The organism is Sphingopyxis sp., from assembly GCF_965227415.1.
In the GTDB taxonomy this organism is placed as follows: Bacteria; Pseudomonadota; Alphaproteobacteria; order Sphingomonadales; family Sphingomonadaceae; genus Sphingopyxis.
Window position 1 is genome coordinate 2476019 of the sequence record NZ_OZ245749.1, and the last position, 22506, is coordinate 2498524.

The 22506-nt window shown below is 66.0% G+C and carries 20 protein-coding genes; 10 read left to right on the forward strand and 10 right to left on the reverse strand.

Annotation, left to right across the window (positions count from 1 at the left end; genetic code table 11):
• Positions 1-66: 66 nt before the first annotated feature.
• The 4 genes from ACO055_RS12120 (at position 67) to ACO055_RS12135 (ending at position 2875) form a co-directional block, all read left to right on the forward strand.
• Complete coding sequence (locus tag ACO055_RS12120) at positions 67-966, forward strand: hypothetical protein (protein ID WP_422059135.1); 900 nt, start codon at positions 67-69, stop codon at positions 964-966.
• A gap of 21 nt (positions 967-987) precedes the next feature.
• Positions 988-1527, forward strand: coding sequence for a hypothetical protein (locus tag ACO055_RS12125; RefSeq protein WP_422059136.1), 540 nt, complete (start codon positions 988-990; stop codon positions 1525-1527).
• A gap of 107 nt (positions 1528-1634) precedes the next feature.
• Positions 1635-2222, forward strand: a complete 588-nt coding sequence (locus ACO055_RS12130; protein WP_422059137.1) for a hypothetical protein — start codon at positions 1635-1637, stop codon at positions 2220-2222.
• Between the two features lie 68 nt (positions 2223-2290).
• A complete protein-coding gene (locus ACO055_RS12135; protein ID WP_422059138.1) occupies positions 2291-2875 on the forward strand; it encodes a 2'-5' RNA ligase family protein in 585 nt (194 codons plus the stop codon).
• 27 nt (positions 2876-2902) lie between these two features.
• Here the strand turns inward: ACO055_RS12135 and ACO055_RS12140 are convergent, their stop codons facing one another.
• Together ACO055_RS12140 and ACO055_RS12145 are read right to left on the reverse strand one after the other, a co-directional pair.
• Entirely contained in the window at positions 2903-3331 is a 429-nt protein-coding gene (locus tag ACO055_RS12140) for an OsmC family protein (RefSeq protein WP_422059139.1), read from the reverse strand.
• A gap of 148 nt (positions 3332-3479) precedes the next feature.
• A complete protein-coding gene (locus ACO055_RS12145; protein ID WP_422059140.1) occupies positions 3480-3821 on the reverse strand; it encodes an Mpo1-like protein in 342 nt (113 codons plus the stop codon).
• A gap of 97 nt (positions 3822-3918) precedes the next feature.
• Here ACO055_RS12145 and ACO055_RS12150 point away from each other — a divergent pair, with 97 nt between their 5' ends.
• On the forward strand, positions 3919-4140 hold the full coding sequence (locus ACO055_RS12150) for a hypothetical protein (protein WP_422059141.1): 222 nt from the start codon (positions 3919-3921) through the stop codon (positions 4138-4140).
• Between the two features lie 49 nt (positions 4141-4189).
• On the opposite strand, the gene ACO055_RS12155 is transcribed toward ACO055_RS12150, so the two are convergent.
• The 5 genes from ACO055_RS12155 to ung form a co-directional block, all read right to left on the reverse strand.
• Positions 4190-4648, reverse strand: coding sequence for a YaiI/YqxD family protein (locus tag ACO055_RS12155; protein WP_422059143.1), 459 nt, complete (start codon positions 4646-4648; stop codon positions 4190-4192).
• A 13-nt stretch (positions 4649-4661) separates the two neighbouring features.
• Positions 4662-4943 carry a DUF427 domain-containing protein gene (locus tag ACO055_RS12160; protein ID WP_422059144.1) on the reverse strand — a complete coding sequence of 94 codons (282 nt, stop codon included), beginning with the start codon at positions 4941-4943 and terminating at the stop codon, positions 4662-4664.
• Positions 4944-4977: 34 nt separating this feature from the next.
• The gene (locus tag ACO055_RS12165; RefSeq protein WP_274520282.1) at positions 4978-5109 is read right to left on the reverse strand and encodes a hypothetical protein; all 132 of its coding nucleotides are present in this window, start codon (positions 5107-5109) and stop codon (positions 4978-4980) included.
• Positions 5110-5468: 359 nt separating this feature from the next.
• A complete protein-coding gene (locus ACO055_RS12170) occupies positions 5469-6227 on the reverse strand; it encodes a sulfite exporter TauE/SafE family protein (RefSeq protein WP_422059145.1) in 759 nt (252 codons plus the stop codon).
• Positions 6224-6940, reverse strand: a complete 717-nt coding sequence (ung, locus tag ACO055_RS12175; protein ID WP_422059146.1) for a uracil-DNA glycosylase — start codon at positions 6938-6940, stop codon at positions 6224-6226. The genes ACO055_RS12170 and ung overlap by 4 nt, the downstream gene beginning before the upstream one ends.
• Positions 6941-7017: 77 nt before the next feature.
• On the opposite strand from ung, the gene ACO055_RS12180 reads away from it, so the two are divergent.
• From ACO055_RS12180 to ACO055_RS12200, 5 genes are all read left to right on the forward strand, one after another.
• The gene (locus ACO055_RS12180; protein WP_422059147.1) at positions 7018-7350 is read left to right on the forward strand and encodes a phosphoribosyl-ATP diphosphatase; all 333 of its coding nucleotides are present in this window, start codon (positions 7018-7020) and stop codon (positions 7348-7350) included.
• Positions 7351-7361: 11 nt separating this feature from the next.
• Entirely contained in the window at positions 7362-7739 is a 378-nt protein-coding gene (locus ACO055_RS12185; RefSeq protein WP_422059148.1) for a histidine triad nucleotide-binding protein, read from the forward strand.
• Positions 7740-7874: 135 nt separating this feature from the next.
• On the forward strand, positions 7875-13727 hold the full coding sequence (locus ACO055_RS12190) for an alpha-2-macroglobulin family protein (RefSeq protein WP_422059149.1): 5853 nt from the start codon (positions 7875-7877) through the stop codon (positions 13725-13727).
• A 286-nt stretch (positions 13728-14013) separates the two neighbouring features.
• Positions 14014-16170 carry a penicillin-binding protein 1C gene (gene pbpC, locus ACO055_RS12195; RefSeq protein WP_422059150.1) on the forward strand — a complete coding sequence of 719 codons (2157 nt, stop codon included), beginning with the start codon at positions 14014-14016 and terminating at the stop codon, positions 16168-16170.
• A 123-nt stretch (positions 16171-16293) separates the two neighbouring features.
• A complete protein-coding gene (locus ACO055_RS12200; RefSeq protein ID WP_422059151.1) occupies positions 16294-17835 on the forward strand; it encodes an amino acid permease in 1542 nt (513 codons plus the stop codon).
• 66 nt (positions 17836-17901) lie between these two features.
• On the opposite strand, the gene ACO055_RS12205 is transcribed toward ACO055_RS12200, so the two are convergent.
• The 3 genes from ACO055_RS12205 to ACO055_RS12215 all read right to left on the reverse strand — a co-directional run bounded on the left by ACO055_RS12205 (position 17902) and on the right by ACO055_RS12215 (position 22483).
• The gene (locus ACO055_RS12205) at positions 17902-19113 is read right to left on the reverse strand and encodes a multidrug effflux MFS transporter (RefSeq protein ID WP_422059152.1); all 1212 of its coding nucleotides are present in this window, start codon (positions 19111-19113) and stop codon (positions 17902-17904) included.
• A 157-nt stretch (positions 19114-19270) separates the two neighbouring features.
• Positions 19271-19573, reverse strand: a complete 303-nt coding sequence (locus ACO055_RS12210; protein WP_422059153.1) for a hypothetical protein — start codon at positions 19571-19573, stop codon at positions 19271-19273.
• A gap of 24 nt (positions 19574-19597) precedes the next feature.
• A complete protein-coding gene (locus ACO055_RS12215; RefSeq protein ID WP_422059154.1) occupies positions 19598-22483 on the reverse strand; it encodes a M16 family metallopeptidase in 2886 nt (961 codons plus the stop codon).
• Positions 22484-22506 lie beyond the last annotated feature (23 nt).

Sequence of the window (22506 nt, forward strand, 5' to 3'; positions counted from 1 at the left end):
CGCGCTGGGCTGCTGGGCGATAACGGCGCATTGCGGGGCGGCCGCCACCGGACCAGGGAGCCCATCATGCGTATCGCGCGTATCGCCGCCGTTCTAATCTTCACCGCCGCCGCGCTTCCTGCGTTTGCGGCGGCGCCCGACAAGGACGACGAGATCGTCGTCACCGGGCAGAAGGATATCGAACAGCAGATCGAATCGTTCGTCAGCGCGCTGACCCCCGGATCGCCGCGCAGCCAGATCAGCCGCTACGAACGGGCGCTCTGCCCCCGCGCGCTTGGCTTCACCGACGCGCAACGCGCCACGGTCGAAGCGCGGATGCGGATGGTGGCCGAAGGCATCGGGCTGGAGGTCGCCCCGGCTGACTGCGGCCCCAATCTGCTGATTATCGTCACTCCCGACAAGGCTGGATTCCTGGCCGGCTTGCGGCGCGATCATGGCTTCATGTTCGGCGATCGTTCGCCGGGCGAGATGCGCAAGATTTTCGCGCAACGCGGCGCGGCGACCGCGTGGCAGGTCGAGGGGAAACTCAACGCGGATGGCAAGCCGGTAATGTTCGAACAGGGCATTCCGGTGAACCGCACAACGAACAGCCCCTCGCGCATCACGGCGGCGGCGCGTCCTTATATTTCCGGCGCGGTCGTCGTGATCGACAGCCGCGCGCTCGAAGGCTTCACGACGACGCAGATTGCCGATTATGCGATGATGCGCGGCCTGGCGCGGATCGACCCCGAGAAACTGGGAACGACCGCGGCGCCGACGATCCTTCGCGCACTCGACGCGCCCGGCGACGCCGAAGTCCCGCTGACGCTGACGCAATGGGATTTTGCGTTCCTGAAGGGACTTTATTCCGGCGCCGACAATCTCTACGCCCCGTCACAGCGCGCGGAAATTCGCCGCGCGATGGAGGGCGACGTTGGTGGTAAACAGGATAGCGGCGACAAATCGCCCGACAAATCAAGGAGCTGAAACCGGCCCCGGAGCCCGCCCATGACCGCGGCCGATCCGGCTGCCGACAGCCGCACGCGACTGCGCCTCGCACTTCGCCCGCACGTCGCACTCGTCGGGCTCACATCCTGCGCGTTGAATGCTCCCGGCGCTCCCGAAGATCATATTGCGGTCACCGAACGCATCAGCCATGCCGACGCCGAGGGGCCCGGGCAGGATGCCTGGCGTGCGGATACGCGGGCGACTCTCCTTGCGCTCGACGCCGACCCCGATGTCCGCGCCCTTCGCCAGCGCCTGTTCGACGCCGGGATCGCGTCGGGCTTTGCCGCCGACCATGACAAGGATGGCCTTTGGGCCAGCCTCGTGCTGAGCTGCCCGCCCGAAGCTCTTCCGCGGCTCGAAGCCCTCGCCGCCGACGATGCCGGGATCGACCCCGACGAACGCGCCGAAGCGTCGGAACAATTTGTCATCTATATGCTGCGCAACCACCATCCCGAGTGGCAGGCGAACCGCCAGCAGATGCCCGACGTCGGCGACAGCCCCTACACGCCGGCCGAAGAGCGGACACTGCTGGACACCTGATCCCGGCATGGCGAAGCAGCGCCCGGCCGGCGCCGATGCATTCCTCCAGCGGATGTTTTTCGCGTCCATGCCATGATACACAAGGCGCGATAGCAGGAGAAAGCCGCATGCCGTTCGACCGCGTCCCGTTTCTCGCCTTCGCTGCTGCGCTGGCGCTTGCCGCCTGCGGCGCCAAAGCCGACAAGGCCGCAGCCGAGGCGCCGAGGTCCGGAGCGCCCCAGTCCGAGGCGTCCGCCACCGCCGCGCCCGCCGCCAGTGCGCCCTCTGCAAGTCCGCCCGCCGCCGGCACCACCGAAGCCGCAGGGCCGACCGTCACCTCGCCGCTGCCCCCGACCGCCGGTTCTAAGCTTGCCTCCTATGTTGGCAAATATCCGTTCGACAAGGTCGACGGCGTTGCATGGAACGACCATGTGCTCGTCAAGGCGGGAATCGCGGCAACCGTAAAGGATGCCGCCGTCCGCAAGGCGATCGCGACGACCGAGGGGCCGTCGGCCCCGATCGAGATGAAGGGCGACAAGGTGATGGCCTGGGCCTGCGAAGCGCATAATTGCGGGCCGCACCAATGGGCGGTGCTGATCGACCCGCGCACCGGCGCGGCCGACGTCTGCTATTATGACGAGGAAGCCGATGCCGCGAAATCGCGCTGGTTCCTCGCCGCGGGCAAGGAAGAGAAGCGCGCCGGCAATTGCCAGTGACGCAAGGATTCGACTCTCGTCGCGACTAGGAACATAATAGGAACATAATCCGATTCGGAGGAAGACCGATGACGCCGATGTTCCGCTATTTCCTGGGCTTTCAGGTCGCCGCAGATCGCGCCGGCTGGCTTGCGCGCCAATTGCCGCCCGTTCCCGGCGATCTGTTCGCCGGGCTGAAACCTCATCACTATCATCTGACGCTGTGCACGATCGCCGAGACGATGGCGCCGCATCCCTTCCTGCGCCAGCGCGTCGCCAGCGCCTTCGACGCCGGTCTGCCTGCCGCCAGTCCGATCCCCTTCGGCCGCATCGTCGGCAAGGAAATGGGTGCCGAACTGGTCACCGTCGGCAGCGTCGCCGACATCCGCCAGCTTTATGCCACGATCGTCGCGCTACTCGCGCCCTACGACATCGAACCGATGCACCGCCACTCGGGCCTTCGCCCGCATGTCACGCTCGGCCATGGCAAATGCGACTTCGAGCCCGTCCCGCTCGCGTGGAACTGGATCCCCGACCAGCTCGTGCTGATCGAAAGCCATGTCGGCCACCACCGCCACCGCGTGCTGCAAAGCTGGACGCTCGCACCCCCGGCGCAGGGCGCGTTCGACTTCATGGCGGACGAACTGCCTGCGCCGCTCCTGCGGGCCGCTTGATCCTCGAGGCCCGCTTCAGCGGGCCGCCTAGCTTTCGAGACTGTGCTCGAGCGTGATTTCACAATCGAGCAGCTTCGACACCGGACAGTTCATCTCGGCCTCTTTTGCGATCGCCGCGAATTCCTCGGCCGAAATCCCCGGCACCTTGCCGGTCAGCGTCAGCGCCGATTTGGAAATTTCGAAGCCGCCGTCGACCTGATCGAGCGTCACCTCGGCGCTGGTTTCGAGCGTGTCGCCCGAATAGCCCGCGCGCGCGAGCCCGAACGACAGCGCCATGGTGAAGCAGGCAGCGTGCGCCGCAGCGATCAGCTCTTCGGGATTGGTGCCGGGCAGACCCTCGAAGCGCGTGCCGAAACCATAGGGCTGCGCATTCAGCACCCCCGATTTGGTCGTGATCGATCCCTTGCCTTCCTTGCCGAAGCCTTCGTAGCGGGCGGATGCGCGATTGACGGTCATGGGCAATCTCCTCAGTTGGATCAGCGGGGGTTTAATCAGCGGGGGCTTGATCGGCGGGACTCGGGAAAGGGCCGTCAGGCCGCGAACAGCTTACGCGCAGCCCCGTCCAGCTTCCACGCCTTTCGGACGCGGCGTGGGATTTAGGGATTCAGCGCGACGTGCGGTCGACGCCCGCGCGATCGAGTTCGGGTCCCAGCCGCCCGGTCAGCCAGAGGCCCCACATCCTGAAGTCGGCAGCAAGGCTCCATAGCGGATAGGTAAAAGTCGCCGGCCGGTTCTTCTCGACCCCGAAATGCGCGATCCAGGCAAAGAAATAGCCCGCGACGGGTAGCACGATCAGCCACCCCAACCGCCCCGTCAGCACCGCCGCAATCGCGATCAGCACGACGAGGCTCGTCCCGACATAATGCAGCGCCCGCGTCGACGCCTTGCTATGCTCGCGCAGGTAAAAGGGCCAGAATTCAGCGAAAGTCGTGTAAATCCGGGGCATGGCGAAAATATGCGTCCGCCAGCCAGCGGGGTCAAACGGAATAGACCGCGCCCACCAATCTGATAGAATCATCCGAATTCACAAGGGGGAGTGTGTAATGAAGAAATCGATGCGTGCCCTGCTCGGGCTCGTGCTGCTCGACGCGATCGTCGTGTGCGGCGCGTGGTGGATGGTCGACCGGACCCGAAGCGGCGCATGGAATTCGAACAATCCGGCCGAATCGATCAACATGATCACGACCACCGCAGGGATGATGGTCGGGGTGATCTCGGTCGTGCTGTTGCTGGCCTTTTTCCGGCACCGCAGCGCGGGCAACTGAGCGGCCCGCACCGGCCCCGAATCGCGGGCCCCGGCGGCGGCGAGAAAATCTATCCGCGCTTCAACCGCACCAGCGCCGCGTCGAGTGCCTGCAAAAACTGCGAGCGGTCGGCCTTTGAAAAAGGCGGCGGTCCGCCGATCTGGTCGCCGCCGGCGCGCAGGTCGGCCATGATCGCGCGCGTCGCAATGGCCGGGCCGATCGAGGCCATGGTGAACGGCTTGCCGGTCGGCGCAAGCACGACCGCCCCGGCTTTCAGCGCGCGATCGGCGAGCAATATGTCGGCGGTAATCACGATGCTGCGCGCGTCGGCGGCCTCGGCGATCCAGTCGTCGGCGGCGTCGAAGCCATCCGACACCACGATCCGTTCGATCAGGGCGTGCTCGGGCACGCGCAGCCGACTGTTGCTCACGACTTTCACCGGCGCCTCGTGCCGCCACGCGACCCGATAGATTTCGTCTTTCACCGGACAGGCGTCGGCATCGACCAGGATGTGTGGGATATCGGCCATCGAAACGAACGGGTCAGCCGACCTCGACGCCCTTCCAGAAAGCGATGCGATCGCGAATCGCCGACGCCGCCTCCTTCGGGTCGGCATAATACCAGGCGGCATCTGCGTTCACGCGCCCGTCGACGGTGACATGATGATAATGCGCCACGCCCTTCCACGGACAGATGCTCGTCGTCGCGCTGTCCGACAGCAGCGACGCATCGACCGCGGCGCGCGGGAAATAATGATTGCCCTCGACGACCACCGTCTCGTCGCTGTCGGCGATGACGGCGCCGTTCCAAACTGCTTTCACCATGGCTGCCTCATGCTTTCCGCCGCGCGCGGCGCGGTCATTTCTTCATATTGTCGAGCCCCGCGACGACGCCGACCTTGGTCGACGGATTGCTCGCATTGGGCTTCTTCGGCTTTTCGGCCTTGGGCTTGCGGGCTTCGCGGCTCGATTTCTTCTGGCTTTTGGCCATGATCCATACCTTTGATGCGGCGGGCATGGATGCCCGTCGCCGGGCAGCTTAGGGTAAGGACCCATTGATTGCACGTTCGAGGCGTCGAAATGGCGAAGATATCGGGTTCGGGCGGGTGCAGCGGGTAGCATCGCTACCCGCAAGACCGCGCGGACCCGAGATCGAAGCCATTTCGGCGTCTCTTCGGGATTGGACCGATTTTGTCCATTGCTTCGTCGGAAAGTCTTGAGATATCGACATATCCCGGCGCCTTTCCTCCTCGCACTGAACAAAATTGCTTCAAACCTCGAACGTGCAATCAATGGGTCCTTACCCTCGACGCCATCGCCGGGGCCGTCGCCTGATTCCGGTGCGGGCGATCATCCGTGCAGCCCGTCCCACAGCAGTTTCGCACCGAGCAGCACCATCAGCACATAGATGAGCACATAAAAGCGCTCGGGATTCATCCGCTTCATCCAGCGCACCGTCAGCAAGGTCGACACGATCGCGAGCGGCATCAGCAGCAGCGCGGCGACGACCACCTCGTGCGGAAAGGCACCGAGCGCCAGATAGGCCGGGACTTTCATCCAGTTGATGATCGCAAAGAGAATCGAACTCGTCCCGATGAAGGCAAGGTGCGGCAGCTTGCGCGGCGTCACCCACATCTGGAACGGCGGGCCTCCGGCGTGCGCGATCTGGCTGGTCAGCCCAGTGACGGCGCCGAAGATCGTGCCCACCCATCCCGGCGATTGCGACGCCGCGACGACACGCCCGCCGCGCTCGACCCACAGCCGGTAGAGGCCGAACGCGAGGGTGATCGCACCCAGCGCCGCCATCAACTGCGCTTCGTTGACCCGTTCGGCAAAATACCATCCCGCCGCGACGCCGATCGCTGCGCCCGGCAACATCCAGCCGATGATCCAGCCGTCCCATGTATGACGAAACGACCAGACGCTGATGACGTCCTGCACGATCAGGATCGGCAGCAGCAACGCCGCCGCGGTCGCGGGCGGCAGCACGAGCGCGGCGAGCGGTGTCGCCAGCGCGCCGACCCCGGCCAGTCCGCCCTTCGCCATGCCGAGCAGGATTACCGCGACGATCAGGATCGCCAGCGTCGCCGGATCGGCCAACAGGCTCATGCCTCGGTGTCTTGCGCGCGATCGGCCGGCAGGCGCCAGTCGATCGCGCCGCGCCCGTGCGCCGCCAGGAAAGCATTGGCCTGGCTGAACGGCTTCGACCCGAAAAAGCCATTGTGCGCCGACAGCGGCGAGGGGTGCGGCGCGCGCAGGATCAGATGCGGGCTGCCTGTTCCCAGCTCCGGAACACGCGCCGCCTTCTTTTGCGCATGGCTGCCCCACAGGATGAAGACCTTCGGCGCCGGATCGGCCGCGACCGCGGCGACGGCTGCGTCGGTGAATGTCTCCCACCCCTTGCCCTGATGCGACGCCGCCTGCCCCGCTTCGACCGTCAGACAATTGTTGAGCAGCAGCACGCCTTGGTCAGCCCAATGCTTGAGATAACCATGGGGCGCCCGCGCGATGCCCAGGTCCGACTCCATTTCCTTGTAGATGTTGACGAGGCTCGGCGGCGTCCGCACCCCCGGCTGGACCGAGAAGCAGAGCCCGTGCGCCTGCCCCGGCCCGTGATAGGGGTCCTGCCCCAGGATCACGACGCGGACATCCTGTGGCGGCGTCGCGTCGAGCGCCGCGAACCAGTCGCGCGGTCGCGGATAGATCGTCTTTCCCTTGTCGCGCTCGCTTGCCAGAAACGCCTTGAGCGCAGCCATATAGGGCTGCTCGAACTCGCCGCCGATCGCGGCGAGCCAGTCGGGATGCAATTTGACCTCGGCCATGGGCGCGCTTCACCAGAGGCATCGCAGCTTGTCCAGCGCCTTTCCCGACGCTAGGCACGCGATCGAAAGGACGCGCGATGGCACGGGATATCGGCGAAACGCTGACACGGCTCGAAGCCGTCGTGCGCGAGCGGCTCGCCGCGGGCGACGCCGGCGCCTCCTATGTCGCGAGCCTCGCCGCAAAGGGCCGCGGCAAGATCGCCCAGAAAGTCGGCGAGGAGGCGACCGAAACCGTGATCGCGGCGCTGACCGAAAGCGACGCCGCGCTGACCGGCGAGGCCGCTGACCTGATCTTCCACCTGTCGATCCTGCTCGCCGAGCGCGGCCTGGGCTGGGGCGATGTCGCCTCCGAACTCGACCGGCGCCACGGCACATCGGGCCATAGCGAAAAAGCCGGCCGCAACCCTTAGGAGCCCTCCCCATGCCGATCGACGCGACGCTGCCCTATGACGAGACGAATATCTTCGCCCGCATCCTGCGCGGCGAGTTGCCGTCGAAGACCGTCTATGAGGACGAATATGCGCTCGCCTTTCATGACATCAACCCGCAGGCCCCCTTGCACATTCTGGTGATCCCCAAGGGTCCCTATGTCAGCTGGGACGATTTTTCGGAGCGCGGCAGCGACGCCGAAATCGCGGGCTTCGTCCGCGCCGTCGGCCGGGTCGCGCGCGATCAGGGCCTGGTCGCGCCGGGGTATCGCCTGCTCGCCAATGTCGGACTCGACAGCCATCAGGAGGTTCCGCACCTCCATGTCCATATCTTCGCGGGGCAAAAACTGGGGCCGATGCTCGCGCGCTGATTTCACGCTTGTCTATGACCGCGGTCACAGCGTTTCGCCGCCCTGCGATTAACCGTGCGCGCTGTGCGGCGACGGGTGGACTCAGCCCCCTGTTTCCAGCAGGATAGGTTCGGGTCTGACCGGGGAGACGACGCGATGGTGATGCGATGGCGGATGCTGGCGAAAACGCTCGCCGGCAAGGCGCGGCTGGCCCTGATCGTTCCGCTCGCCGCGGCGCTCGTCGCCGCCGGCGGCGACACCGTACCGCAGGTCACGCTCGCGACGCCCGGCAGTTCGGGCACCGGCGACGGCACGATCAGCCGTTTCACCCTGCGCTTTTCCGAAGACATGGTCCCGCTCGGCGATCCCCGCGCCCGCGCGCCCGCGACGCACGACTGCAAGACGCCGGCCGACGGCCGCTGGGTCGATACGCGCACCTGGGTGCTCGAATTCGAAAAGTCGCTCCCCGGCGGCGTCAGCTGCCACGTCGAATTGCGCAATGATCTGACCACCGCGCGCGGCGTCAACGTCGTCGGCAACAGCCGGTTCGAGATCGACACCGGCGGCCCCTCGGTGCGCGCCGTCCTGTCGGGCGGCACCTATGACGGGGTCGAGGAGGACCAGATATTCCTCGTCGCGACCAACGTCGCCGCCGATCGCGCCTCGGTCGGGCGCTTCGCCTATTGCTCGGTCGACGGCATCGGCGAAAAGATTCCGGTCGATGTGCTAAAGCGCGAGACCGCGGTCGAGATTCTGGACGGCCTGGGCAGCGACTATGCGGCGCAGTCGTTCGCCTATGACGCGGGCCTGCCGCTGCGCCTGCCCGCCGCGGGCAGCGACCGCGACGCGCTGCTCGAACGCGTCGTCCCCGTCAAATGCCGCCGGCCGCTGCCCCCGGGCCGCGAAATGGCGCTCGTCTGGGACGCGCGGATTGCGCAAGCCGGCGTGCCCGCCCGCACCGCGGGCCGCGACCAGCGCTTCGATTATGACGTCCGCCCCGCCTTCACCGCCAAAATGTCGTGCAGCCGCGTCAATCCGCAGGCGGGCTGCAATCCGCTCAAGGACATCAATGTCGTGTTCGCCGCGCCCGTGCCGCGCGACACGGCGCTCGCCGCGACGCTCAAGACCGCCGACGGCCGGACGCTCGCCGCGAAGTTCGACGACGACGACAAGAATGACAAATATCTGGAGCGCGTGCACTTCGCCGGCCCGCTGCCGCAAAATGTCGACGCGACGCTCGTCCTGCCCGCCGATGTCGCCGACCAGAGCGGCCGCCGGTTGCAGAACCAGTCGAACTTCCCGCTGAAATTCCACATCGACCGCGCCCCGCCGATCGTCAAATTCGCGGCCGAATTCGGCATATTGGAAGCGACCGAAGGCGGCGTGCTGCCGGTCACCGTGCGCGGGGTGGAGGCTTCGCTCGTCCAGGCCAATCTCAAGATGCCCGCAACCACGCTGAAGGTCGGCGACGACGATGCCGCGATTGCGCGCTGGATGAAGCGCGTCGCCGACGCCGACGACACCGACTATCGCGAGGAAAAGAACGCGAAGGGCGAGGACGTCACGGTCAATTACACCGGCACCAAATCGGTGTTCGCGGACGCGCCCGCGGGCGGCGAACGCCGCGACATGCAGCTGGCCCCCGCGGCGGGCGGCAAGGAGTTCGAGGTCGTCGGCATTCCGCTCGCCGAAAAGGGTTTCCACGTTGTCGAGATCGCGAGTCCCGAACTCGGCGCCGCGCTGCTCGGCCGCCGCGCGACGCGCTATGTCGCGACCGCCGCGCTCGTCACCAACATGGCGGTGCACTTCAAATGGGGACGCGAGAGCTCGCTCGCATGGGTAACCGCGCTCGATACCGGCCTGCCCGTCGCGGGCGCCGAAATCCGCATCACCGACAGCTGCACCGGCCGCTTGCTCGCGCGCGGCACCGCCGACAAATCGGGCCGCCTTGCGTTCCCGAGCGGCCTGCCGCAGCCCGAAACCTATGCCGGCTGCGAGGACGAACCCGATCCGACGAGCAGCGAGGGCCATGCGCTGATGGTCAGCGCGCGGTCGGCCGATGATTTCAGCTTCACGCTCACCGACTGGGGCGACGGCATCCGTCCGTATGACTTCGACCTGCCGTACGGCTGGTCGGAGCGTGAGGACGTCCTCCACACCCTGTTCGACCGCGCTCTCGTGAAAGCGGGCGAGACGGTGCATATGAAGCATATTCTGCGCCGTCCCGTCGGCAGCGGCTTTTCGACGCCAAAGCCGCTCGCCGGCAAGCTCCGCCTCGTCCATCGCGGCTCGGACACCGAGTTCGAAATGCCCTTCGCGATCGATGCGAACGGCAGCGGCGAAACGACCTGGAACGTTCCCGCCAGCGCGCCAATGGGCGATTATGAGCTCGTCTTCGTCACCAAGGACAAGGACGGCGAGGACAAGACGATCTGGTCGAACCAGTCGGTCAAGGTCGACGAATATCGCCTCCCGACGATGAAGGCGACGGTGACCGGGCCCAAGGCCCCGCCGGTGCGCCCGACCACCGTGCCGCTCTCTTTCTTCGTCGGCTATCTCTCGGGCGGCCCTGCGCCGAACCTGCCGGTCGAGATCCGCACCAATTTCCGCGCCAGCTGGAACGCGCCCGAGGATTATCAGGACTGGGACTTCGACGGCCAGCCGGTCAAGGAAGGCGTGATCCAGCTCGACGACAGCGGCGACGAGCCCGAGGCGGAGATGCCGCTCGCGCGCTCGAACCCGCTCAAGCTCGACGCGAACGGCAGCGCATCGACCAGCATCACGGTCGATCAGCCGATCACCGAGCCGACCGTGATGGCGGTCGAGATGGATTATGAGGACGCCAATGGCGAAACGCTGACGTCGAGCCGCCGCATCACGCTGTTCCCGTCGGCGGTGCGCCTGGGCGCCAAGTCCGACGGCTGGCTGATGCGCGACAACGACCTCCGCATGAAATTCGTCGCGCTCGACCTCAACGGCCGGCCGATCAGCGGCCAGCGCGTTCAGGTCGCGCTCTACAACCGCGAGATCATCACCGCCCGCCGGCGCCTGATCGGCGGCTTCTATGCCTATGACAATCAGATGCGCACGACCCGGCTCGGCGCGACGTGCAGCGCAACGACCGACAAGCTGGGCCGCGCGAGCTGCGCGATGGCGCCGGGCGTCTCCGGCGAGGTGACCGTCGTCGCCACGACGACCGACGCCGACGGCAACGAAGCGCGCGCCGTCCGCTCGGTCTGGCTCGCGGGCGACAACGACTGGTGGTTCGGCGGCGACAATGGCGACCGCATGGACGTCATTCCCGAAAAGCCGCGCTATGCCGCGGGCGAGACCGCGAACTTCCAGGTCCGCATGCCGTTCCGCGAAGCGACCGCGCTCGTCACCGTCGAACGCGAAGGCGTGCTGTCGAGCTTCGTCGTGCCGCTCAAGGGAACCAACCCCGTCGTGAAGGTGAAGCTTCCGGCAAACTACGCCCCCGATGTCTTTGTCTCGGTCATGGCCGTGCGCGGCCGCGTGACCGGCAATGAAAGCTGGTTCCGCCAGATGAAACGCGCCGTCGGCTTCAAGATCGAGAATAGCGAAGGCGCGCCCGCGACCGCCTTGGTCGATCTCGCCAAGCCAAGCTATCGCCTCGGCATCGCCAAGATCAAGGTCGGCTGGGACGGCCATCAGCTGGGCGTCAAGGTCAAAGCCGACAAGGAAAAATATGCGATCCGCGAAACCGCGAAAGTCGGTATCGAGGTCAAGACCCCGTCGGGCAAGGCCGCGGGCAGCGCCGATGTCGCGTTCGTCGCGGTCGACGAAGCCTTGCTCCAGCTCGCACCGAACGAAAGCTGGAAGCTGATCGATGCGATGATGGGCGAGCGCACGCTCGACGTCCTCACCTCGACCGCGCAGATGCAGGTCGTCGGCAAGCGTCATTATGGCCGCAAGGCACTCGAACCCGGCGGTGGCGGCGGTGGCGATCTGTCGGGCCTGACGCGCGAGGATTTCCGTCCCGTCCTGCTGTGGCAGGGGCATGTTCCCCTCGATGCCAAGGGCCGCGCGACGGTCGATGTGCCGATGTCCGACAATCTTTCGGGCTTCCGCCTCGTCGCCATCGCGACCGATGGTTCGCAATATTTCGGCACCGGCGAAACCAGCGTGCGTACCGTCCAGGATCTCGGCGTTTTCGCCGGCCTGCCCGAACTTGTCCGCACCGGCGACAGCTTCGATGCGCGCTTCACGCTGCGCAACGGCACCGACAAGGCGATGACGGTCACCGCGACCCCGACCTTGTCGCCCGCGGTCGCGACCGCGCCGCCGCTCACCGTCACGATCCCGGCGGGCGGCGCGGTGCCGATCAGCTGGCAGGTGACAGCCCCCGACCAGACCGGCCCGATCCAGTGGACCGTCGATGCGGTGTCAAAGGACGGAAAGGCGCGCGACCGCCTCGTCTTCGACCAGGTCGTCGAACCCGCGGTACCGGTCGAGACCTGGGCCGCCAGCCTGTTCCGCGTCGGTCCCGACACGACGCTGCCGATCGCGATCCCGACGGGCGCGCTTCCCGGTGGCTATGTCGATGTCGCGCTCGCGGGCACGCTCGCGCCGCCGCTCTCGGGCGTTCGCGACTATATGGCGATCTACCCCTACAACTGCTTCGAACAGCAGACCTCGCGCGCGATCGCGCTCGGCGACGTCGGCCGCTGGCAGGCGCTGGCGGGAGCGATGCCGACCTATCTCGATAGCGACGGCCTGCTTCGCTATTGGCCGAACGACCGGATGGAGGGTTCGCCCGAACTCACCGCTTATGTGATGGCGGTGACCGCCGCGAACGGCTTCGCGGTTCCCGATGCCTCGAAGGCGAAGATGGTCAAGGCGCTGCAGGCGGTCGTCGAAGGGCGCCTGACCCGCAAGGGCTATGGTCCTTACGACCTGCGCCCGATCCGCATCGCCGCGCTGGCTGCGCTCGCACGCAACAATGCGTCGAGCCCGGCGCTCGTCGCGGCGATCGACACGAAACCGGTCGACATGACCACCGGCACCCTCGCCGACTGGCTCGTCGCGATCGAGCGCACCCCCGGCGTCCGAAACGCCGTCGCGCTGCGCACCGCGGCCGAGGCCGAGCTGCGCAAGCGCCTCGTCTATGAAGGCACGCGCCTCGATCTCGTCGACGATGCCCGCGCCCCCTGGTGGATGATGACCAGCGGCGACGAAATGGCGATCAAGGCGCTCGAAGCCGTGCTCGGCCGCAAGGGCTGGGAGGATGACGCGGGCAAGCTGATGGTCGGCATCGCCCAGCGCCAGCGCAAGGGCCACTGGGACACCACCCCCGCCAACGCGTGGGGCGCCGTGACCGTGCGCCGTTTCGCCGATCTGTATCCCGCGAACGCGATCACCGGCGTGACCAATATCAGCCTCGCGGGCGGCAGCGCGTCGCAAAGCTGGCCCCAAGGGATTTCGGCGCCAGCCGAATCCCCCTCGCCGCTCCGCGTCGCGCTTGCCGCGGCAACGATGAGCCTCAAGCACGAGGGCACCGGCGCGCCGTGGGCGACGGTCACCGTCAAGGCCGCAGTGCCCTTGAAGGAACCGCTCAACGCCGGGTACCGCATCAAACGCTCGGTCAGCGTCGTGAAAGCCGCCGATCCCAGTCACCTGACCCGCGGCGATGTGATCAAGGTGCGGATCGAGGTCGTCGCGGCGGCCAGCCGGACCTGGGTCGTGATCAGCGACCCAGTGCCGCCGGGTGCCACGATCGTCGGCAACCTCGGCGGCCAGTCCGAAATGCTCGGCGCACAGGCGAGCGGGACCAACTGGCAACCGTCCTATGTCGAACGCGGCAAGGACAGCTGGCGCGGCTATTATGGCTGGATGCCCGCGGGCACGCATGCGATCGAATATGTCGTGCGCCTCAACGGCTCGGGCCGCTTCACCCTGCCCCCGACGCGCGTCGAAGCGATGTACTCGCCCGCGATCCGCGGCCAATGGCCGAACGCCTCGGTGACGATCGCCGCGTCGGCCGCGGAGTGAGGGGGGCGGAGTGATGGCTATCCGATCTCTAAGTCTCCGTTCGTGTCGAGCGAAATCGAGACACCCGGAAGGCATGCACGACCGATGGGCATCTCGACTTCGGCCGAAGGCCGAAGTTAATCCTGAGCCCCCGCCCTGTGGGCAGTCGAAGGGCTCGATGCGAACGGGAATTGGGCGACTCTCAAACCTCGTCACCCTGAACTTGTTTCAGGGTCCATGGCCTGACCTGTCCTTCGGCGTCGCGCTGAATGAGACCACAGACCATGGATGCTGAAACGAGTTCAGCATGACGAAGGTGGGAGAAGGGTGGACTAATACCCAGCGTAAACGCCGCTGGCAGGACGCCCTCGCCTGGCTCGCGCTCGCCGCGCTCATCCTTGTCACCGCCGCGCATCTTCTGACCCGCCCCCCCGCGATGCCCGCCTACGCCGCCGTCCGCGCCGAATGGCAGCCCAGCGAAGCCTGGCTCTATGACCGCGACGGCCGCCTGCTCGACAGCGAACGCGTCAATTTTCAGCGCCGCCGTCTGGCGTGGGTGCCGCTCAGAGATATCAGCCCCGCCGTCCGCGACACCGTCGTCGCGGCCGAGGATCATCGCTTCTGGTCGCACGGCGGCGTCGACTGGCTCGCGATCGCCAGCGCGGTCAAGACGCGCTGGACCGGCGGCAAGTCACGCGGCGCCTCGACATTGCCGATGCAGCTCGCGGCCTTCCTCGCGCCCGAACTGTCGCAACCCGGCCAGCGCGGCTGGCTCGCCAAGCTCCGCCAGATGCGCGCGGCGCAGGATCTCGCCGACAGCTGGACGCACGCCCAGATGCTCGAGGCCTATTTCAACCTCCTGCCGCTGCGCGGCGAAGCGCAGGGCATCGGCGCCGGCGCGCAGAGCCTGTTCGGCAAAAAGCCCGCGGAGCTGAATCAGACCGACGCCGTGCTTCTGGCGGGGCTGCTCCCCAATCCGGCGGCCAAAGCCGAAACGCTCGGCAAGCGCGCCTGCCGCATCGCCAGGGCCGCCGACTGCGGCGCGATCGACGCCGCGGCCGCAACGCTCGTCTCGGGCGAGCGTGCCGCGCGCTTCGACCCCGCGCTCGCCCCCCATCTCGCGGCGCGCCTGCTCGACAAGCCGGGCAAGCGCGTCGTCACGACGATCGATCGCCGCATCCAGGTCGCCGCGATCGTCGCGCTGCGCCGCCAGCTCGCCGGTCTCGGCTCCGACCGCGTCCGCGACGGCGCGGTCGTCGTGCTCGACAATGCCACCGGCGACGTCCTCGCCTATGTCGGCGGCGTCGGGCTCAAATCGACCGCCGCGATGGTTGACGGCGCCAACGCGCGGCGCCAGGCCGGCTCGACGCTCAAGCCGCATCTCTATGCGCAGGTGATCGAGCATGGCTGGCTTACGTCGGCGTCGATCCTCGACGACAGCCCGGTCCAGCTCGACACCGCCTCGGGGCTCTACGTCCCCAAGAATTACGACCACAGCTTCAAGGGGCCGGTCAGCGTCCGCCATGCTCTCGCCAGCTCGCTCAATGTCCCCGCCGTCCGCGCGCTCGTCATCGACGACGTCCAGGAATTCCGCGACCGCCTCTGGGCGCTCGGGTACCACGGACTCGTCGAGGACGGCGAATATTACGGCTTCAGCCTCGCGCTCGGGTCGGCCGAAGTTTCGCTCGTCGAACAAGCCAATGCCTTCAGAACACTGGCGAATATGGGAAAATGGTCTCCCGTCACCTTCGACTCTACGCGGCCCCTTCGCGAACATCCGCGTACGATCGTCAGCCCCGCCGCCGCCTTCATCGTCGGCGACATCCTCGCCGACGCCTCCGCGCGCGCCGACGCCTTCGGCGCCGACAGCGCGCTCCGCCTCCCCTTCTGGGCCGCGGCGAAGACGGGTACGTCAAAGGGCATGCGTGACAATTGGTGCATCGGCTGGTCGGACCGTTTCACCGTCGCGGTCTGGGTCGGCAATCTCGAGGGCGATTCGATGCACGCCGTTTCGGGCACCTCCGGCGCCGCTCCGGTGTGGCGCGACGTGATGATGGCGCTCCACGCGAACAGCCCCGGCAAGGCTCCGGCGATGCCGGCGGGCGTCGAGGCGCGCCAGATCGCGCTGCCCGGCACGCGCGAACCGCCGCGGCGCGAATATTTCCTCGCCGGCACCGCACAGAGCGAGATGGCCGCCGCCCCCGCCGCCGCCCGCCGCCCGCGCATCACCAGCCCGGTCAGCGGCAGCGTCTATGCGCTCGACCCCGACATCCCGATCGACCGCCAGCGGCTCGCCGTGATCGTCAGCGGCGACGCACCCGGATACCGGCTGATCCTCGACAAACGGATCCTCGGCGATGCCGATGCCGGACAGCAGATATTGCCACGCCCCGGCATCCACCTGCTCGCGCTCGTCGACCCCGGGGGACGGATGATCGACCGCGTCCGCTTCACGGTGCGGTGAACCGAGCCGGACCCCGCCGAAACCGCCTTCTGGTCCCATGAAATTAAGTTGCGCTGACGGGAGGAGTGGCTAGTCTGCCGGGTCAGAAGACGGGTCGTGGCGACCCGCAAAGGGGATATTTGGATGATATTTGGTCGCGTCAAGTCGCTCGACGCCATCTTGGCCACCGCCGAGAAAAAGTCGCTGCACCGCTCGCTCGGTGCCTTTCAGCTTACCATGCTCGGCATCGGCGCCGTGATCGGTACCGGGATTTTCGTTCTGACTGCCGAAGCCGCGCAGAAGGCGGGTCCGGGCATGATGGTGAGCTTCATCATCGCCGGTTTCGTCTGCGCCTTCGCGGCACTTTGCTATGCCGAGATGGCGGCGATGGTGCCGGTTTCGGGCTCGGCCTACACCTATAGCTACGCCGTGATGGGCGAGCTGATCGCATGGATGGTCGGCTGGGCGCTGATCCTGGAATATGCGGTCGCGGCGGGAGCGGTGTCGGTCGGATGGTCGGGCTATGTCGTCGGCCTTTTGGAAAATGCGCTATCGATCAACATACCCGATACGCTGGTCGCGGGGCCGTTCGACGGCGGCATGATCAATCTGCCCGCTATGGCGATCGCGGGCCTCGTCACCTGGCTGCTTGTTATCGGCACCAAGGAAAGCGCGACGGTCAATGCGATCCTCGTCGCGATCAAGGTTACGGCTCTCACGGTGTTCATCATCCTCGCCATTCCGGTAATGAACAGCGAGCAATTCTCACCCTTTGCGCCGACTGGCTTCGTCGGCATTTCCATGGCCGCCGCGTCGATCTTCTTCGCTTACGTCGGCTTCGACGCGGTTTCGACCGCCGCCGAGGAAACCAAGAACCCGCAGCGCAATATGCCGATCGGCCTGATCGGCAGCCTTGCGATCTGTACCATTTTCTACCTTCTCGTCGCCGCAGGCGTAATCGGAGCGCCGGGCCTCAGCTCGCAGCCGGTGACCGGCGTCGCGGGCGCAGTCCTCGACCCGGGCAGCCGCGAGCTCGCCGCGCAGTGCGCGACGCGCGCTGCCGAGGGTTTCAAGGACGTCGTCTGCTCGAAGGAAGCGCTGGCCTTCACGCTGCGTGAAATCGGCTGGCCGCAGATCGGCAATCTGCTCGGCCTCGCCGCCGGTCTCGCGCTGCCGTCGGTCATCTTGATGATGATGTTCGGTCAGACCCGCATCTTCTTTGTGATGAGCCGCGACGGCCTGCTCCCCGCTGCCTTCTCGAAGATCCACCCGAAGTTCAACACGCCGCATGTGATCACGATCCTCACCGGCATCGCGGTCGCGCTGTTCGCGGCCTTCTTCCCCGTTGGCCAGCTCGCGAACATCTCGAACTCGGGAACGCTCTTCGCGTTCGCTGCCGTGTCGATCGCGGTGATGGTGATCCGCCGGACCGATCCAAGCCGTCACCGTCCGTTCCGCACGCCGTTCGTCTGGGTCACCGCACCGCTCGCGATCGTCGGCTGCATCTATCTGTTCGCCAGCCTCGATCATAAGAGCATCATCCTCTTCCTGATCTGGGCGGCGATCGGCCTGGCGGTCTATTTCGGATACAGCCGGTCGCGCAGCCATGTCGGCCTCGGCCATGACGACGAGGTGCACGAACAGGATGCCGATGCGCCGCCGCCGCCGGTTCCTCCGGTCAATTGAGGACTGAGATCGCTAAGGGAAAGGGGGCTTCGGCCCCCTTTCTTTTGCCCGCCCCGTTCCTGCTGTTCAATAGGGCGTCTTGGGTGCCGTTCCCGGCCGCGTGAACAATTTGCCGCGCTCGGCCCAGGACACCACGGTCAGGCCGACCACGCCCGAAATGAGGAAGGCATAGGCCAGCGGCAGCGTCGTACCGTCATATTGCTGACCGATCAGCGCGCCGACTGTGGCCGCGAGCAAGGTCTTGGCGAAGCTTTGATAGGAGGAAGCGACGCCGGCCATGTGGCCGAAGTCTTCCATCGCGATCGACCCGAAATTGCTGCCGATGAAACCGATCAGCCCCACATTGACCATCATCAGCGCGGTGAACATCCACAAGGTCTCGGCCCCGCTCAGCGCGACTGCGATCTGGATGATCGACGTCGCCATGAAGGCAAAGGTCGCGCTCTGCGACACGCGCCGCGCGCCGAAACGCTCGACGATCGCGGCGTTGGAGAAGTTCGCGGTCGCGATACCCAGTGCCACGCAGGCAAAAACGAGCGGGAACCAGCTGCGCGCATGAAAGATGTCGGCGATGATCTGTTCGCTGCTGTTGAGATAGCCATAGAGCGCGCCCTGCATCATTCCCGATGCGATCATATAGCCCGCAGCGCGGCGATGCCGCGTCACCGTTGCCCAGCCCGCGATCATCGTCCTGAGATCGAGCGGGCGGACGTCGGCGGGGTCGAGCGTTTCGGGCAGGCGGCGCAGCCACAGGATCATCACCACGCCCATCACCGCCAGCACGATGAAAATCGCACGCCAACTTGCGAAGAGCGTTATGCCTGCGCCCATCGTCGGCGCAATAGCGGGGACGATCATGAAGACGAGAAAGATCATCGACAGCCGCTTGGCCATCGCGTCGCCCGAAAACAGGTCGCGGATCACCGCCACGACGATGACGCCCAAGGCAGCGCTGATCAGGCCGTGGCCGAACCGCAGCGCCAGCAGCATGGGAAAGCTCGTCGCCAACCCGCAGCCGATCGAGAATGCGACATAGGCGAACAGCGCCGGCACCAGCACCCCCTTCCGCCCGAAACGGTCCGACAGCGGCCCATAGACGAGCGATCCCGCACCGATGCCGAAGAGATAGGTCGAGATCACATATTGGCGATCATTCGCCACCGCGACGCCCAGCCCTTCACCGATCGCGGGCAAAGCCGGCAGCATCGAATCGATGGCGAGCGCATTCAGCGCCATGACCATCGCCATCATGAACACCATTTCGCGGTCACCGGGCATACGGGACCGCTGCGCAGATTCGGTCATTTTGTGCATTGCAGCGGCGCTATGCGCGCCCATGGCCGTTTTGGGTAGCCCCCTGCGGCCGAAAAGCTATGCAAAGCAAAAGGGCCGCTCCTTGCAGAGCGGCCCTTCGCTGGTTCCAGACAGGCTCGCGTCAGGCCTGACGCGTGCCGTTCATCGCCATCGAGCCGAAAGCGCCGGCCTTGATCGTGCCGGTCAGCGTATCTCCGTCGATCGTCGCTTCGCATTCGAGCGTCATCGGCATCGGCACCTTCATGTTCATGGTCCAGGTCAGCGTGTTGCCGTCGACCTTGCCATTCTCGACATCGAGCGAGCCCATCGCGCCGGCATTCTGGCCGGTGAAGCTGCCGCCGTCGCTGCTGACGGAAAAAACCGACTTTTGGTCGCCCATCGGCGACTTGGTTACGCAGTCATAGCTGCCATCGACCCCAGACATAAACCTCTCCTACTGAAACTGATGTTAGTTAGCGGGTTTCGCTATTTCCACCGGCAGGCCCAGTCCGTCAAGCTGCGGTTTCACCACTGCGGCATCGCCGACGATGACATAGACAAGGTCGCCCGTGCTGAACGCCTTGCGCGCCGCAGCGTCGATCTCGTCGGCGGTCATCGCCTCATAAGTCGCAGGCAGCGTCTCGTAATAGGTGTCAGGGCGGCCGAACTTCACGATCTGGCGCATCCCGCCGAGCACGTCGCCCGACGTCTCGAAGCTGCCAGGCAGCTCGCGGACATTGCCGTTGACCGTGCGTTCGAGTTCGTCCTTCGTCGTGCCGTTGTCGCCCAGATAAGACTTGAGGTCCTTCTGGAATTCGCGGATCGAATCGCCCGTGCGGTCTGCCTGCACCGGCGCAATCGCGACCCAGGTCAGCCGGTCGCTGTCGTTCGAGATGCGTGAACGCACCCCGTAAGACCAGCCCTTGGTCTCGCGCAGGTTCGTGTTGAACCGCGAGAGGAAGTTGCCGCCGAAAATATCATTCGCCGAGCGCAGCACTTCCAGCTCTTCGGTTCCCTTCACGCCCAGCACTTTGCCCGCCATGATCACCGACTGCGGCGACTTCGGCCGGTCGAACAACAGGATGCGCGGTGTCGGTGCCGGAATAGGCGTCTCGAAATGCTTGGTGCCCTTTGCCGCAGCGGGCGCCTTCCAATTGCCGAAGGCGGCGTCGAGCTGCTTCTTCACGTCCTTCAGCGTCGTGTCGCCGACGACAAAGATGCGCGCATTGTCGGGACGCACCCATGCCGAATGGAACGCCGCGAGCTGCTCGCGCGTCGCTGCGGTCACTGCGGTCGTCGTCCCGAGCCCCGACGGCGGAATACCATAGGGATGGTCGGCGCCATACAGCACCGGCATCAACACGCGGCTCGCGATCGCATTGGGATTGTTGAGCTCGGCCTTCAGCCGGTTGAGCTGCTGCGCCCGCACGCGGTCGAGTTCCTGCGCATCGAACGCCGGATTGCGGATATAGTCGGCAAGCAAGCCGAGCGAAGCCGCGAGATTCGGCTTCAGCGCGAACAGGCTGAACACCGTCTCGTCGGCGGTTGCCGATCCGTCGATCTGTGCGCCGAGGCGCTCCTTCGCTTCGGCGAAACTGATCGAATCGCGCGTCGTCGTGCCTTCGTCCATCAGGCTGAGCATCAGCGACTGGGTGCCGAGGGCGTTGTGCGGATCGGCGGCATAGCCCGCGTCAAAGCTGACTGCGACATTGACCGTCGGCACCGTCGCGCGGCGCGCGAAGACGACTTCGATGCCGTTCTTGAGCGTCGTGCGTTCGATCGCCGGAAAGTCGAGCGCCTTGAGGTCGGCCACTGCGGGCAGCTGCGAGCGGTCGGCGAACGACGTCGCGTTGCCGATACCCGTATCGGGGCCGATATCGCCCAGCGCCGGGTTCCAGTAACGGTCGGGCGCCACGGCTTCGGCCATCTTGCCTTCGGTCACGGCGCCGCCGCGATTTTCGCCGCCTTCGGTGCGCTCGCCAGGTGTGTAGGTCAGCGAAAAGGCCGGGCGCGACATCCATTTGCGCGCGACCGCTGCCGTCTGCTCGGGGGTTGCCTTGGCGAGCCGGTCGAGCTCGACCTTGTAATAGGACGGATCGTTCGAATAGAGCGCGCCCTCGGCCAGTGTCACTGCCTTGCCGCCGAAACCGCCAACCGATTCCAGACCCGAAATCGTGCCGCCAAGATAGCTTGCCGCGGCACGCTGCAATTCATCGGCGGTCGGGCCGTTAGCCAGGAATTTGGCGATTTCAGCGTCGAGCTTCTGCCCGACCACGGCCGGATCGACGCCGGGCTTCACATCGGCCTGGACGATTAATATGCCGGCATCCTCAAAGGTCTGCGCGCCCGCGCTGACGCTGACCGCGACCGGGTCCTTGCGGACCATCGCATTGTCCAGCCGCGACGAGGAGAGCCCGCCAAGCACCGTTGCCGCCATCTGCAGCGGCACCGCTTCGGCGTCGTTGAGGCCGGGGATCGCCCACATGCGATAGATGCGCGTCGTCGGGACCAGGTCCTTGACCTCTTTCGCCAGCGGCGCGGGCAAGGTCGGGACCGAAACCGGCGGCGCCTTGATCTCGGGGCCGCGCGGGATGTCGCCGAACCAATCGGTCACCTTGGCCTTCGCGGTCGCGACATCGATGTCGCCCGCAAGCACCAGCACCGCATTGTTCGGGCCGTAGTTGTCGGTGAACCACTTCTTCACGTCTCCAAGGCTCGCCGAATTGAGGTCGCCCATCGAGCCGATCGTGCTGTGGTGATAGGGGTGTCCCTTGGGAAACAGATTCTCGAAAATCTCGTAGCGCAGCAGGCCATAGGGGTTGTTGTCGCCCTGGCGTTTTTCGTTCTGGACGACGCCGCGCTGATTATCGAGCTTCTCCTGCGTCACGGCGCCGAGCAGATGCCCCATACGGTCGCTTTCAAGGAACAGCGCGCGATCGAGAGCGCCGGTCGGCACCGTCTCGAAATAATTGGTGCGGTCAAAGCTGGTCGTCCCGTTGCTGTCGGTCGCGCCGACCTGTTGCAGCGGTTCGAAGAAATCGCCCGGCGAATTTTCCGAACCATTGAACATCAGATGCTCGAAAAGATGCGCGAAGCCCGTCTTGCCAGCAGGCTCATGCTTCGACCCGACACGATACCACACCGACACCGCGACAACCGGCGCCTTGCGATCCTCGTGGACGATAACGCGCAGACCATTGTCGAGCGTGAAGCTCTGGTACGGGATATCGACGGCTTTCACCAGGTCGGCGACGGGAGCGGGCTTCGCTTCCTTCGCCTTGGCGAGCGCGGGACCGGCAGCGACGAGCGAAGTCGACACCGCAAGGGCGAGAGCGAAGCGATGAAAACGGGGCATGAATTTCCTTTTGGATGGCGGAC

Coding starts and splice junctions, on each gene's coding strand:
- ACO055_RS12150 (WP_422059141.1), top strand. CDS start 3,919: ATGAAGAAATCGATGCGTGCCCTGCTCGGGCTCGTGCTGCTCGACGCG.
- ACO055_RS12155 (WP_422059143.1), bottom strand. CDS start 4,648: ATGGCCGATATCCCACACATCCTGGTCGATGCCGACGCCTGTCCGGTG.
- ACO055_RS12145 (WP_422059140.1), bottom strand. CDS start 3,821: ATGCCCCGGATTTACACGACTTTCGCTGAATTCTGGCCCTTTTACCTG.
- ACO055_RS12135 (WP_422059138.1), top strand. CDS start 2,291: ATGACGCCGATGTTCCGCTATTTCCTGGGCTTTCAGGTCGCCGCAGAT.
- ACO055_RS12120 (WP_422059135.1), top strand. CDS start 67: ATGCGTATCGCGCGTATCGCCGCCGTTCTAATCTTCACCGCCGCCGCG.
- ACO055_RS12205 (WP_422059152.1), bottom strand. CDS start 19,113: ATGCCCGGTGACCGCGAAATGGTGTTCATGATGGCGATGGTCATGGCG.
- pbpC (WP_422059150.1), top strand. CDS start 14,014: ATGACGAAGGTGGGAGAAGGGTGGACTAATACCCAGCGTAAACGCCGC.
- ACO055_RS12185 (WP_422059148.1), top strand. CDS start 7,362: ATGCCGATCGACGCGACGCTGCCCTATGACGAGACGAATATCTTCGCC.
- ACO055_RS12160 (WP_422059144.1), bottom strand. CDS start 4,943: ATGGTGAAAGCAGTTTGGAACGGCGCCGTCATCGCCGACAGCGACGAG.
- ung (WP_422059146.1), bottom strand. CDS start 6,940: ATGGCCGAGGTCAAATTGCATCCCGACTGGCTCGCCGCGATCGGCGGC.
- ACO055_RS12140 (WP_422059139.1), bottom strand. CDS start 3,331: ATGACCGTCAATCGCGCATCCGCCCGCTACGAAGGCTTCGGCAAGGAA.
- ACO055_RS12125 (WP_422059136.1), top strand. CDS start 988: ATGACCGCGGCCGATCCGGCTGCCGACAGCCGCACGCGACTGCGCCTC.
- ACO055_RS12130 (WP_422059137.1), top strand. CDS start 1,635: ATGCCGTTCGACCGCGTCCCGTTTCTCGCCTTCGCTGCTGCGCTGGCG.
- ACO055_RS12165 (WP_274520282.1), bottom strand. CDS start 5,109: ATGGCCAAAAGCCAGAAGAAATCGAGCCGCGAAGCCCGCAAGCCCAAG.
- ACO055_RS12190 (WP_422059149.1), top strand. CDS start 7,875: ATGGTGATGCGATGGCGGATGCTGGCGAAAACGCTCGCCGGCAAGGCG.
- ACO055_RS12210 (WP_422059153.1), bottom strand. CDS start 19,573: ATGTCTGGGGTCGATGGCAGCTATGACTGCGTAACCAAGTCGCCGATG.
- ACO055_RS12215 (WP_422059154.1), bottom strand. CDS start 22,483: ATGCCCCGTTTTCATCGCTTCGCTCTCGCCCTTGCGGTGTCGACTTCG.
- ACO055_RS12170 (WP_422059145.1), bottom strand. CDS start 6,227: ATGAGCCTGTTGGCCGATCCGGCGACGCTGGCGATCCTGATCGTCGCG.
- ACO055_RS12200 (WP_422059151.1), top strand. CDS start 16,294: ATGATATTTGGTCGCGTCAAGTCGCTCGACGCCATCTTGGCCACCGCC.
- ACO055_RS12180 (WP_422059147.1), top strand. CDS start 7,018: ATGGCACGGGATATCGGCGAAACGCTGACACGGCTCGAAGCCGTCGTG.